The 12195-nt window shown below is 58.1% G+C and carries 12 protein-coding genes and 1 pseudogene; 11 read left to right on the forward strand and 2 right to left on the reverse strand.

Going from position 1 to position 12195, the window contains the following annotated elements; genetic code table 11:
* Positions 1-44: 44 nt before the first annotated feature.
* The 5 genes from AAZQ98_RS12250 to AAZQ98_RS12270 all read left to right on the forward strand — a co-directional run bounded on the left by AAZQ98_RS12250 (position 45) and on the right by AAZQ98_RS12270 (position 5438).
* A complete protein-coding gene (locus AAZQ98_RS12250; protein WP_133834308.1) occupies positions 45-1418 on the forward strand; it encodes an O-acetylhomoserine aminocarboxypropyltransferase/cysteine synthase family protein in 1374 nt (457 codons plus the stop codon).
* Positions 1418-1912 (forward strand): CoA-binding protein, encoded by a 495-nt coding sequence (locus AAZQ98_RS12255; protein ID WP_105657946.1) that lies wholly within the window; start codon positions 1418-1420, stop codon positions 1910-1912. Before AAZQ98_RS12250 ends, AAZQ98_RS12255 begins: the two co-directional genes overlap by 1 nt.
* Positions 1913-2543: 631 nt before the next feature.
* Positions 2544-3131 (forward strand): DinB family protein, encoded by a 588-nt coding sequence (locus AAZQ98_RS12260; protein ID WP_434692651.1) that lies wholly within the window; start codon positions 2544-2546, stop codon positions 3129-3131.
* Between the two features lie 296 nt (positions 3132-3427).
* Positions 3428-4174, forward strand: a complete 747-nt coding sequence (locus AAZQ98_RS12265; RefSeq protein WP_219844127.1) for a CPBP family intramembrane glutamic endopeptidase — start codon at positions 3428-3430, stop codon at positions 4172-4174.
* 994 nt (positions 4175-5168) lie between these two features.
* Positions 5169-5438, forward strand: coding sequence for a hypothetical protein (locus tag AAZQ98_RS12270; RefSeq protein ID WP_404598727.1), 270 nt, complete (start codon positions 5169-5171; stop codon positions 5436-5438).
* Positions 5439-5669: 231 nt separating this feature from the next.
* Here the strand turns inward: AAZQ98_RS12270 and AAZQ98_RS12275 are convergent, their stop codons facing one another.
* Positions 5670-6290 carry a helix-turn-helix domain-containing protein gene (locus tag AAZQ98_RS12275; protein ID WP_105657943.1) on the reverse strand — a complete coding sequence of 207 codons (621 nt, stop codon included), beginning with the start codon at positions 6288-6290 and terminating at the stop codon, positions 5670-5672.
* A 90-nt stretch (positions 6291-6380) separates the two neighbouring features.
* Here AAZQ98_RS12275 and AAZQ98_RS12280 point away from each other — a divergent pair, with 90 nt between their 5' ends.
* Together AAZQ98_RS12280 and AAZQ98_RS12285 are read left to right on the forward strand one after the other, a co-directional pair.
* Positions 6381-7022 carry a hypothetical protein gene (locus AAZQ98_RS12280; protein ID WP_434692655.1) on the forward strand — a complete coding sequence of 214 codons (642 nt, stop codon included), beginning with the start codon at positions 6381-6383 and terminating at the stop codon, positions 7020-7022.
* A 21-nt stretch (positions 7023-7043) separates the two neighbouring features.
* Positions 7044-7361, forward strand: coding sequence for a hypothetical protein (locus AAZQ98_RS12285; protein WP_434692657.1), 318 nt, complete (start codon positions 7044-7046; stop codon positions 7359-7361).
* Positions 7362-7378: 17 nt separating this feature from the next.
* On the opposite strand, the pseudogene AAZQ98_RS12290 reads toward AAZQ98_RS12285, so the two are convergent.
* Positions 7379-8454, reverse strand: a pseudogene (locus AAZQ98_RS12290) (IS3 family transposase); the annotation flags it as partial.
* 111 nt (positions 8455-8565) lie between these two features.
* On the opposite strand from AAZQ98_RS12290, the gene AAZQ98_RS12295 reads away from it, so the two are divergent.
* From AAZQ98_RS12295 to AAZQ98_RS12310, 4 genes are all read left to right on the forward strand, one after another.
* A complete protein-coding gene (locus tag AAZQ98_RS12295) occupies positions 8566-9042 on the forward strand; it encodes a GNAT family N-acetyltransferase (RefSeq protein ID WP_105657939.1) in 477 nt (158 codons plus the stop codon).
* Between the two features lie 183 nt (positions 9043-9225).
* The gene (locus tag AAZQ98_RS12300) at positions 9226-10059 is read left to right on the forward strand and encodes an AraC family transcriptional regulator (RefSeq protein WP_434692659.1); all 834 of its coding nucleotides are present in this window, start codon (positions 9226-9228) and stop codon (positions 10057-10059) included.
* Positions 10060-10176: 117 nt separating this feature from the next.
* Positions 10177-11019 carry an ABC transporter ATP-binding protein gene (locus tag AAZQ98_RS12305; RefSeq protein WP_105657938.1) on the forward strand — a complete coding sequence of 281 codons (843 nt, stop codon included), beginning with the start codon at positions 10177-10179 and terminating at the stop codon, positions 11017-11019.
* Between the two features lie 220 nt (positions 11020-11239).
* A complete protein-coding gene (locus tag AAZQ98_RS12310) occupies positions 11240-12133 on the forward strand; it encodes an ABC transporter substrate-binding protein (RefSeq protein ID WP_332488347.1) in 894 nt (297 codons plus the stop codon).
* Positions 12134-12195 lie beyond the last annotated feature (62 nt).

The following is a 12195-nucleotide window of genomic DNA, read 5'->3' on the forward strand; positions in this document are numbered from 1 at the left end:
GCGGAGCCCGCGAAACCCCAATCGACGAGGAGTCGTAAGCCACCATGGCAGATCACAAGTTTGGATTCCGCACCCGCGCATTGCATGCCGGAGGCACCCCCGATGCCGAGCATGGCTCACGCGCAGTGCCGATCTACCAGACCACTTCGTTCGTCTTCAAGGACGCTGACGATGCGGCCAACCTCTTTGCCCTGCAGAAGTACGGCAACATCTACTCGCGTATCGGCAACCCGACCGTAGCGGCTTTCGAAGAGCGCATGGCTTCGCTGGAAGGCGGCATCGGAGCGGTAGCCACCGGCTCGGGCATGGCCGCGGAATTCGTCACCTTTGCGGCCTTGGCCCAGGCAGGCGACCACATTGTGGCTTCCTCGAAGCTCTATGGCGGCACCATCACCCAGCTCGATGTCTCGCTGCGCCGCTTCGGCATCAACACCACTTTCATCGACTCCAATGATCCCGCCGACTTCGAAGCGGCGATCCAGGAAAACACCAAGGCCGTCTACACCGAGGTGGTGGCCAACCCGTCCGGCGACATCGCTGACCTGAAGGGCCTGGCCGAGGTGGCGCACCGCCACAATCTCCCGCTGGTAGTCGATTCGACGCTCACTCCCCCGTACATCCTGCGCCCTATCGAGCACGGCGCGGACATCGTGATCCACTCGGCCACCAAGTTCATCGGCGGGCACGGCACCACCCTGGGCGGCGTGGTCATCGAGTCGGGCAAGTTCAACTGGGGCAATGGCAAGTTCCCCACCATGACCGAACCGGTTGCCAGCTACGGCAACGTCTCCTGGTGGGACAACTTCGGCGAGTACGGCTTCCTGACCAAGCTGCGCAGCGAACAGCTGCGCGACTTCGGACCGGCTCTGCCGGCCCAGTCCGCATTCCAGCTGTTGCAGGGCCTGGAGACCTTGCCGCAGCGCATGGACAACCACCTGTCCAACGCGAAGCAGGTCGCTGCCTGGTTGCAGGCCGATGAGCGCGTGACCTACGTGAACTATGCCGGCCTGGAATCCCACCCGCAGCACGCGCAGGCCAAGGAGCTGCTGCCCATGGGCGTCGGCTCGGTCTTCAGCTTCGGGGTGAAGGGCGGGCGCGAAGCCGGCTCGAAGTTCATCGAAGCCCTGCAGCTGGCCAGCCACCTGGCCAACATCGGCGATGCCCGCACCCTGGTGCTGCACCCGGCCTCCACCACCCACCAGCAGCTGAGCGCCGAGCAGCTGGTCTCCGCTGGCGTGCCAGAAGATCTGATCCGCCTGTCGGTAGGACTGGAAGATGTCGAGGACATCCTCTGGGATCTGGACCAGGCGCTGGCCGCTTCGCAGGAAGCGATTGCCGCTTCCGCCGCAGGGTTCGAGGCTCCGGCCTATGACGGTTCCGCCTGCGCATTGCCAACCGCTTCGAAAGGAGCAATCTAATGACTGCCGTTGATACCGCTTGGGAAGGCCCTGGAGCCGCACAGCGCCTGGAGATCCTGCGCGACACCAAGTCCATCGCCATTGTCGGTGCCTCGAACAAGCCATCGCGCGCCAGCTATTTCGTGGCTACCTACCTGCTCTCCTCCTCCAAGTACAAGGTGTATTTCATCAACCCGGTACTCGATGAGATCCTGGGCCAGCCGGTGTACAAGTCGCTGGCCGATCTGCCGGAGACCCCGGATCTGGTCGAGGTTTTCCGCAAGCACGATGACCTGCCTACCGTGCTGGACGAGGCCCTGGCCGTAGGCGCGAAGACCCTGTGGCTGCAGCTGGGATCCTGGCATGAGGAAGTGGCCCGGCGCGCCGAGGCCGCGGGCATGAATGTGGTCATGGACCGCTGCGTGAAGATCGAGCACGCCCGCTTCCACGGCGGCCTGCGCCTGGCTGGATTCAATACCGGCGTCATTTCCTCCAAGCGCCAGGTACTTGCCTAGGGAGTCCAAGATTCCAGGAAATGGGTGCATGCAACATTGCGTTGCATGCACCCATTTTTGCCGTCGCTACCGGAGCTCTTCTTCGGGAGCTGTGCGTACTAGGCCACCTGCCCAGGGGCATTGCTGAGTTTTGCGGCTCGGCGGACTGCTCACGACAACGACCGGCCGGCTACGGCCAGTTATTAGAAACCATCTGGTGCCAGCTCTCCAGGTGTCCGGCACTCGGCCCGAGAACCGCAATCGCAAATAGCCCTTGAATTACTCGTTGGTATCCTCCCGCCGCCTTGCCTAGCAGCAACGGCTGCTTTGCAATGCATTTGCATGGGCTGGAGAAAATGGGACGCGGCAAGATCTTTTGGAGGCCGGAGGTACTGGCGACTGGCAATTGCCTAGCCAAATGAACTCGAAATTTCGGCGGACCCGTACGTTGCTTCCTATGCATGCCCTTCACGAAAACGCTATCGATCGCTCACCCGGATATGCCCCCTTGCCCGAATTAGGCGAATGCCTCTCCGTGGGAACCTGCGGTGCGACTGCCGTTTATTTCCCGTCAAACAAGCCGGGCGGAATCTTGGGCATTCGGTCCAGCATCCTTCGGGGCATGACCCCTGCGCGGCATTAGACTCAGCACATGGCAATTGGCAATAGCGGCACTGGGGCCCATCTACGCGAATATCTGAATGATGCCCGCGAAGCAATCTTGTGGAAATGCGAAGGCTTGAGCGACACCCAAGCGCGTACGCCCTTGGCACCCACAGGAACCCATGTCATGGGGTTGCTGCTTCACCTAGCCGTCACCGAATCAGAGTATTTCGTCGGATGCCTCGGACAGAAAATTGAGAATCCCATTATCCGAGACATTTCCGAAGACGAAGACGCCCAGGCCGACTTCCGCCCGCCACCGAACATGACCTTAGCTGATGCCATGAATATCTACCGCGAGGCAACCACCGCTGCCGACGTAGTTTTGGATTATTTGGATCTGGATTCCCCTGCCGTTGTTCCCTGGTGGGGAACGCATCGGCATACGACAGTGGAACGTCTCCTGATTCATATGATCGCCGAGTCTCATCGCCATGCAGGACACATGGATATCGTACGCGAGCAATTGGACGGTTTCGTCGGGTTACGCCCCTCAGCACCCAACATTCCAGATCTGACGCCCGCGCAGTGGGAAGAACAACGCCTGCGCATAAAAGAAATAGCCGACAACGCCTAGCGCATCATCTACTTTCTAAGCCTGTCAGAGGCCAGAGATACCCAAGAAGAAGTTGATGGATCGCTCGGTATGCCCGCGTCACGCAGATGATTTTCAGATTGGACCGCTGACAACTCCCTCATTGTCCGCTACGTTTATAGGCCGAGACCCGCGGCTGACCGTGACGAATTAGCTGTTCTTGACTGCAATGCTCGACTAACGGAGGCACCCCCACGATGACAGGGCCTGAACCGAAAACCGCACAAGAGCAACGGATACCGCTACCACTCTGGTCGGTTCTAGTTCGCATCGCTTTCATGATCGGAGTCCTAGTAGGTACGCTTCTGCTCGCGGTGGCACTTAACAACTCGACCGACCCGACCGCACACGGAACCCTCTGGACGCGCATCCTGAGCGGCTTCGCCATTTCTGGCCTCGTGATCGCCGTCCTTGTGATCCTCGTTCGCTGGTCAGGGCGACGTTCTCTCAGCGCTGCCGGCTTCACCACAGCCTCCGGCGATCTACGAGCGTTTGCCCTGGGCATCGCCTCGTGGTCTGTACCTGCGGTCGCCACTTTCTTTGTTCTCAGGCTACTTGGCAATCCGTTACAGATTCCCGTGGCCGCCGCCGAATTTTGGCTTGTATTCGGCCTGATCTTTTTCGCGGTGCTCTTAACTGAGGCGATTCCCGAAGAGCTTGTGTTTCGCGGCTACGTGTCCGCGGTTCTTGCAGAACGTCTGCCATCGTGGTGGGTCATCGGCGTGCAGACTGCACTCTTCGTTGCTACTGCGGTCTTCCTCCGTGGCGGAGTCAGCCCACTCGACGTATCACTGTTCGCGGCCATGGGAATTGTACTGGGCTACGTTCGACTCGTCACTGGCAGCGTGTGGACCGCTGTCGGCATCCACGTCGCTTTTCAAAGCGCATCCCAACTCGTCTTCACCCATGGCATCATCGAATTCGGCGGTTCACCGGAACTCGCCATGATCGCTCTCGGCGGGGTGCCATTCACAGCGGCCGCTATCCTGGTCTCAGTACTTGACGTCCGGAAAACCCGCGACTGAGGAACCAACCTCCGGCGCGACTGTACCTAAGCTATAGACGAAACTGGGCGGATCCATATTTGAATCTCCCCTATTCCCCTCTCGAGAAAATATCTGGCGTAGGTACTTTGAATGGGCTTCATCCCGGATGTTCTTCATCGGATGATCACTTCTAGTACGTGAATATTGAGCCGGGCTTGCGTCCCACTCAGTACGTTCGGTCTCCGAGCTGCATCTTTCCGGGGACGGATAGCATTGCGATAAGCCCGCCACTCCACCCTCACATTAGGAGCTACCTTCAAGGATTCCCCGACCAAGCTAACGGGATGCACTTGCATATTAGCCCAAGCTCACGGAACCTACAGCAAAATCCAAGACATTCTCAACGCGGGGCCCGAATTGATGATCTCTACATTTATCAGGAGTTATTTGATGCGCTGGACCGACGGCCCGGGTTGGATGAAGCACTCGACTTGTTCCACCCAATGATGCTCTGGTGATCACCAACTTGTATCGGCTGGGATGCCCTACTTTAAAAAGCTCGAACTCGCCGACGAGCTGCTCGAACGCACCACCAGTCTTAGCACCAAGCGGCGAAGAAAGCTTTGGCGGATGCCCCCTATTACGAGTGTACCGGCTGGCCTCAGCCCGTCCCACGCTGCTCTGGCAGAATCCATCCTTTTGGCAGAGTGATATCCGAGGAGAAAAGGAATGCGCAAAGGACTGTTGAATGTCAGCCAACTCGCCCGAATGCATTCAGGCACGGAGAGCGGCATGAATGGATCCGGGAATTTTGTCCTGACGCAAATCACTCGCGAAGCTGCCTGGGATTCCTGTCGAATTCAAGACATTCTCGCCCCGGGCCTTTGCCGTACCGACGCCTTGCTCCTTAGTACGGTTTCCCGTCAGCTGAGGCCGCACAGATGGCGAATCACGGAGGACAGACTCGAGTCGTACGCTGCTTCGGTTGCGCGTATCTCCCACCATCAATCCGGCATAACCCCAGCCGCTTGCATTGGAAGATCCGGCCTGGTGGTGGACTACGCTCTCGTACGTTACTGGCGAAGTGCGCGCGGCCAAGCTGGCCGAGCAGTTCGCTTCTGGCTCTCATGACCCCGGTGCTGAGACCAGTTGCTATTTCGACTCGGCAGGCCAGGACCTCTCGGCCGGCCTGCTGCTGGCTGCGGCTTTGGATCACCGGGCCATTGCCCACGTGTACACGTGGCTGGCTCGTCCCACCGATGACACGGCGGTGGGGGCCTCGGCAAACTTGGTTTCCGGTTGACCTCCGATCCGGCGGCTGATGTGATCGAGGCTCCCGCAAAGCGTCGTGGCGGCGTGCCTGGCGCGGCGCGGCTGATACACGGCCGTATTCCAACGCTCAACAGCCTGCAATCAAAGTCGGCAGTCCTGGCCCTGCCAAGCTCCGACACTTGCCAGAACCTGGCCGGAGGCATGCGCCTTCACGCCGGAAGCTCCGCTTGCTGACGATTAAGTATTCCCGCACTGGAGCCGCTTAAGCCGCATTCCATGCGGTCGTCACTGCGTGTACGGCAAGACGGAGCGTTTCCGCTTCAGCTTCAACCCGTACCGCTTCGGAGGGCAGAGCACGCTCCGTCATGAGGCCGCTGATTACGGTCGCGAGGAATCGTGCCCGCTGCTCAATCTGGCCGGCGGGAATTGCGTCTTCCTCAATAAGCGCACCCAACCACCGCTCCACGCGATGACGCCCCATCCGCTCGAGCGCGAGGTAGGTTCTCGTCTCATCTTCGGACGGTGCGGAGGCTACGTACGCGTCATACAAGAATCCCCATTGCTCCCGGGCGCGATCGCCGGCACCGAACTGCGCGAGGAGCAGCCGCAAACATGCGGTCAGGCGCTCGGCCGGCATGAGAGCCCGATCGTTGATCGGATCGTCGGGAATGTCGACGTCGTAGATTCCGGCGACGACAGTGTCGACGAGGGCACGCTGCGTAGGGAAGAAATGCCGCAGTGAACCCGTACTCACTTCAGCGCGAGCGGCGACCGCCCGAACACTCAAGCGCGCGGTTGGATCCTCACCGAGCATCGTCGCCGCAGCGATCAGGATCTTCTCACGCGTGCCCACTTCTCTCGATGCATCAGGCTGGCTGCCCATGGCGTCCTCTCGTTACAAAACTATTACAGTGTGCTAGTCTATCCCATTATTGACTATTACGGCGTACTAGTCTGGAAGCGAGGACGGAAAATGAAGTTCAAAAGGTGGTTGAACCATCGCGTGCGTGCCGGATCCGGCGAGCCGGTGAAGCGCTTGCGCTGGTGGCAGATATTCAGCAGGTCCTTGCGCACCATCGCCCTACCCTCTCCCGATGGGACAGCATCCACCTACACGGTTGATGTCCGCCACGGCGGCGACATGGCTGATGGCGTGATCAGGGCCCGCCTCTATGTGAATGGATCGTTGCACTCGTACTCGAAGATGCCCGCGCGCTTCCCAGTCCCAGGCGGCCACATCGAAGTCGCTGCCAACGGCTTCGGACTCAAGCGCTGCCACTATATGCCTGCAGGCGGCAGCGAACTGCAGCTGGCCCCAGATCCCGCATCCGCGGAAGGGTGCCGTGCCAGACTGCATCACAGGCATCCGGGCCTGAGCCGATTCATCGGCATCGTCTCGACCGCGCTGGTCCTCGCCGGCCTGTGCATCACGGTGCCTCAGATCCTTGAATCGATATCCCAGATTCCTCCCATCGCCGATTCGATAGGCACCTTCACTTCTCCTGTGCAACTCCCGCTCCAGGGCAACCTTTTCATCGGATTCGCGGCCGTCCTTGGCAGCACGGAACGAGCCTTGCGGATGCGATCGAGCTGGATCGACGAACTCGCCAGCTAAGCCCGCGAAAGGAAAACAACTATGCCGAACGCCGCCTCAAACTGGCTCCTCCAAATCGACGAACCGATATCCGCTTCCCGCGTTCCGCCCGCCGCCGAATACCACCGCGTCTACGCGGGCGAAAAGCGCAGGATCCCGCGCGGGATCCTCGCGATCGCCCTGCTTCTCGTGGGCTTTGCAGGTTTCGCGCAGCTATCCCTCCTCGGTGCCCGTCATATCGACACCGAAATCCTCGGGCGTGCCGGCTTCACGCCGCTCCAACAGGTCGCCGGCGCTCTCTCCCTGGCCTTGCTCACCCCTTACTGTGAGCTGGTCAAGTTTTTGGGACACGAACTTTGATCTTTTTGTACATTTCCTCAAGCCGTCAAAGCTAGAGGATCCCTTTCCTGATACGAGTCCAGAACCGCCTGGGGGCTAACTCCGCCATTTGCCGTATACGGGCGCTTCCTGTTGTACCAAACCGCGATGCACTTCTTCACTGCGGCACACGCAGCCACCCTGCTGCTGAAGAACCTGTGGTGGAACATTTCCTTCTTGATCGTCCAGAAGGCTGACTCGGCGACGGAGTTATCCCAGGGACACCCCGGCGCGTCCCGTCGACTACCGCACCCTGTGCGCAGCACACCACCTCTGGAACGCGCCGAGGTACATTGGGGCCTCGGTCTGAATGGAACACACTACCAAACTGGATGAACGCCTGCGACGCAGCAAGCCCCCTCGCGTCAATGGCCAACTACGTTTACATGTTCTTACCCATTGACCAGCCCACGATCTGTCGCGAATTCAAATCGATCACCGTCGCCAAATACAACCAGCCTTCACCGGCGCGCAGGCAGGCAATATCGCCTAACAGTTTCGCCGCAAGCCGCGAGGAGCGGAAGTCACGCATGCCGAGATTGTCGACCCTATGGTTTTCTATACGCACCGTCCGGGATTGGCGCTCACGCACGGTCGTGGTTTTGAAGGCGCTCATCCGCCTGGCCCGGATTCTCAGCTCTTTCATGAGCGACATCACCGTGGATGTCGAGATGTCTTCCTCATGGTTTTTGCGGATCAAATCCACTAATTGTCCGCCACCGGCGACCTGGTTGGACGCCTCACACTCGTCCTGGAGCAGTTTCGTGCGGTGTGCTCGCAGGACTTAGGCTTCGCTCAGCTCTTGGCAGGCGTTCAGACATCGGTAGTGACTGCCCCTGGAATTCTGGGTTTCCTGCCCATCCAGTTCACTGGATACTCGCCTATGTGGGCTTCGATGAAGTCTGAGACCGCGCTTACTCCTAACTGTTCGAGGCGCGATAGGCGCCGACAACTTTTATGAAGCCGTTCTCCCGTTTCACCTTCAACAGTTCTTTGCGCAGGTTCTCGTTGTGGACCGTTTCACTGGGCCGTGTTCTTCGGTTTCCGCTATGGGACGCTCGGCGCGGTCGGCGCGGGATTCTGAGCGCTCATTGACCTCTATTTGAAATAAGAGCGCCATAGGTAGGTCTAGTACTGTTTAATGCATTTAAGAGTTTTTTAAATTTACGACATCGAAAGGCTTTGGATGTCGCGCTCACAATCAATTACCCTGCGTCCATTTCGCAGCGCAGACACCGAATTCTTTGCCAGCATGGCCTCGGATGAACGTGTAGCTCGTTTTATTGGGTATGGGGAGCCATGGGACCGGCAAACCATCAACGCCTGCGTTAAGCAATCCCTCCAACATGAACCACTCGACACTGTGGGGGGCTCTCGATGGTTCCTAGCTACTGAAGCAAATGCAGCAGTGGGCCTCGTGTTTTGCACCCGGCAGGAAAGTTGCGTGGAGGTCGGTTACTGGGTATCTCCAGATCAATGGGGGCGAGGAGTTGGTGGAGCCGTGCTCGATAGCACCCTGATTTCAATTCCCAAGATATACGGAATTACGAAATTCAGTGCCCGCGTAGCTCCGGCTAACACTGCTTCAACCCGACTGCTCACCAGTCGAGGATTCAGACTGGAAAAACGTGATGACATGCTTGAGTACTACACACTGGAATAGCCTTCTGTGGGTAACCGAACGCAGCCTAGATTCCTGATTGAACCAGTTGGGGGTGAAATGTATTTGGTTTAGTAGCCGATCCGTAGAATTTTGGCACGCGATTATTGAACCGTTCTTCAAGGGGTTCGGTAGATCTAACATGAAACCTGCTATGTCATGCCGAATACTTTCTATACTGCAAATATGACTTCCCCTCCTACCTCGACCATCGGGCTTGGTACTTGGTCCCGTGAACCAGGTACTGCTCTAGTGCAAGCAACTGCCTTGCCTAGCGATGCGACCTCATCATTTGTGATTCTGAGCGAAACGCACACCATTGATGTCTCTACGGAGTGGGAGCCTCATTCGCACCTGGCCCATGAGCTCTTATGGACCCAAGATGGGACACTCACCGCTCAAATCGAAGGACAGATTTTTACGGTCTCCGAGGGTCATGGTCTGTGGATTCCGTCCGGAGCGCTGCACGGTGGACGCCTGACCGCACATGTAGAACTTTTCAGCGCGTTCTTTTCCCCTGAACGAACCACCACCCCATTCAGTACCCCTACAGTGATCGACATGAAACCGTTGCTTAAGTCGTTGCTGGTCCATTTATCCAGTCGGGAACTGAGCCAAGAAGCCAGAGCGCGTGCGGAGGCTGTAGTTTTCGACGTACTCAAACCATCAGCTCATCAGCTAGCGCTGCGCTTGCCCGATGACCCTCGTATCCATGGCATTGCCAACCGTTTACTAGCCAACCCTGCGGATAACCGATCTCTCGAGCGATGGGCGGTAGATGCTGGAATCAGCTCACGAACCATCACGCGAGTCTTCCGCGAAGCAACCGGCTTATCCTTTGCCCAGTGGCGTCAAGCGGTGAAAATTCATCGCGCCCTGGAGCTGCTCACCAACGGTGAAGGCGTCCAAGACATCTCTGAAATGCTGGGCTACGCGCAGCCGAGTACTTTTATCGACGCTTTTCGACGCACCATGGGCTCCACACCTGGCACATTCGCCTTAGCAAATGTGAATAGGTGACCGAAAAGCCGGATGCACTGTCAGAAATCATCGATTGCTGACATCGATTAGTTAACTTAGACTTACCTAAGTGAAAATACCTATTCAAATCGGACGTATTCAATCCGTTCCTTACGCATGCTAGACGTGGCGTCCGGAGCAGCATCCGCCGCAGCCGGAACGATGCTCGCCCACGAGGTAGTGCTGCGCTACGGCAAAAGCACTGTAGTGGACGGTGCTTCCATCCGTTTATCCCCGGGTGAAGTCACCGCACTCATTGGACCCAATGGCAGCGGGAAATCCACACTTCTCCGTTCCATGGCAAGGTTGCATGAGCGCGCCGCGGGGGTGATCACGCTCTCCAATTCTCACGGAGAGGCCCGCGAAATTAGCACGCTGAATGGACGAACATTCGCCCACGAAGTTACGCTCTTCGCGCAGTCCCACGCCACCCCGGAAGGGTTAGCCGTGGCAGATATCGTCGCCTTCGGTCGCCATCCATATCGGCGCGGTTTCTCGGGGCTATCCGATGCGGATCATGCGGCGATTGCCTCGGCCATGGAACTGACTGGCACTACCTCGATGTCCCGGAAGGCAGCTGGGGAACTATCCGGTGGAGAACTTCAACGTGTCTGGTTGGCCGTGTGCTTGGCACAGCAAACCAATGTGGTGCTTCTCGACGAGCCGACCAATCACCTCGACTTGAGATATCAGGTCGAGACCCTAGATCTGGTCCATGATCTAGCCCGTCAAGATCGCCTAGCCATCGGCATCGTCCTGCATGACCTGAATCAAGCCGCCGCGTTGGCTGATCGGCTGGTGCTGATGAAACACGGCCGGGTATACGTCTCAGGAACCCCCGCTGAGGTCCTCACCGCAGATAACCTCTCGGAGGTCTATGAGATCCCTGTGCAGGTCCTCTCTGATAAGCAGAATGGATTGTTGCGCATCGAACCGGTTAGCCGCCACCGGATGAGCTAACCACTTTCTTTCTACCACCGAAACATATAATTACAAGGGAAAACCTATGCCTACACTCGCTCGAAATGCAGTCACTTCAGCGGCCGCTCTAGCACTGTTGTTCTCAGCCACCGCTTGCGGTACCACGGACATTAGCAGCGCTGGTGCCGAACGGAGCCCCGCTGCCGCATCCGCAAGTTGCGCGAATGACACCACCGCCACTAGCACAGATCCGGTATCTATGACCGATGATCTGGGCCGCACACTTGAATTGGATAAACCAGCCGAGCGCGTGGTGGTGCTCGAATGGCAGGAAATTGAAGATGTACTAACCTTGTGCGTCACTCCGGTGGGCGTCGCTTCCCCAGATGGATATAGCACCTACGTCACTGCAGAGGAGCTGCCTGAGGGTGTTGCTTCGGTGGGTGAACGTGGCGAGCCAGATCTGGATTCGATCTACGCGCTGGACCCCGACTTAATCATCGTGGACGCTTTTAGTGAAGAAGACCCCGTGCTGTCGCAGCTTGATAAGGGCGACGTTCCCGTATTGGCGGTCAAGGGCAACGATTCTGCGGATCCCATCGGCAACATGAAAAAAGTCTTCTCACAGGTCGCCGAAGCCACCGGCCGCACCGAGCGTGCTGCGTTAGTGCTCAACGAATTCGACGCCCACTTGGCGCAGAAAAAACAGGAAGTCTCCGAGGTGAAGTTGGAAACCACCGACTTCCTCTTCTTCGACGGTTGGGTTGACGGCTCCAACCTGACGATTCGTCCATACACTGACGGGGCTCTGTTCACAGAGCTTGGCAAGGAACTGGGCCTGAGCCCAGCTTGGAACGATGACATCAACAAGTCCTTCGGATCCGGCGGCGTGAACAAAGAATACGGACTGGCCCAGACGGACATAGAAGGCCTAGCGGGCGTTGGCGACGTCAACCTGTTCTACTCCAACGACGCAGGCACCGGGTGGACCACCGAGCTGGAATCCAGCGAGATCTGGAACAACTTGACCGCAGTCAAGGATGGCCGGACCTTCCAGTTCCCAAACATCTGGGGTGCCGGCGGGCCGAAATCCACCAGTCAAGCGGTAGATGCCTTCACCGATGCACTGACCTCCGCCTCGGAAGCCAAGTAGCGTACAACTGAAATGAAAACCGCTGAAAAATCAGCAGAGCGACACATCGTGGACAGCAGGGT

It is taken from the genome of Glutamicibacter sp. Je.9.36 (genome assembly GCF_051129975.1).
GTDB lineage: Bacteria > Actinomycetota > Actinomycetes > Actinomycetales > Micrococcaceae > Glutamicibacter.

What these genes read in the sequence shown, in the direction of transcription:
- AAZQ98_RS12250 (WP_133834308.1), top strand. Translation starts at nt 45, where the DNA reads ATGGCAGATCACAAGTTTGGATTCCGCACCCGCGCATTGCATGCCGGA.
- AAZQ98_RS12255 (WP_105657946.1), top strand. Translation starts at nt 1,418, where the DNA reads ATGACTGCCGTTGATACCGCTTGGGAAGGCCCTGGAGCCGCACAGCGC.
- AAZQ98_RS12260 (WP_434692651.1), top strand. Translation starts at nt 2,544, where the DNA reads ATGGCAATTGGCAATAGCGGCACTGGGGCCCATCTACGCGAATATCTG.
- AAZQ98_RS12265 (WP_219844127.1), top strand. Translation starts at nt 3,428, where the DNA reads ATGATCGGAGTCCTAGTAGGTACGCTTCTGCTCGCGGTGGCACTTAAC.
- AAZQ98_RS12275 (WP_105657943.1), bottom strand. Translation starts at nt 6,290, where the DNA reads ATGGGCAGCCAGCCTGATGCATCGAGAGAAGTGGGCACGCGTGAGAAG.
- AAZQ98_RS12280 (WP_434692655.1), top strand. Translation starts at nt 6,381, where the DNA reads ATGAAGTTCAAAAGGTGGTTGAACCATCGCGTGCGTGCCGGATCCGGC.
- AAZQ98_RS12285 (WP_434692657.1), top strand. Translation starts at nt 7,044, where the DNA reads ATGCCGAACGCCGCCTCAAACTGGCTCCTCCAAATCGACGAACCGATA.
- AAZQ98_RS12295 (WP_105657939.1), top strand. Translation starts at nt 8,566, where the DNA reads ATGTCGCGCTCACAATCAATTACCCTGCGTCCATTTCGCAGCGCAGAC.
- AAZQ98_RS12300 (WP_434692659.1), top strand. Translation starts at nt 9,226, where the DNA reads ATGACTTCCCCTCCTACCTCGACCATCGGGCTTGGTACTTGGTCCCGT.
- AAZQ98_RS12305 (WP_105657938.1), top strand. Translation starts at nt 10,177, where the DNA reads ATGCTAGACGTGGCGTCCGGAGCAGCATCCGCCGCAGCCGGAACGATG.
- AAZQ98_RS12310 (WP_332488347.1), top strand. Translation starts at nt 11,240, where the DNA reads ATGACCGATGATCTGGGCCGCACACTTGAATTGGATAAACCAGCCGAG.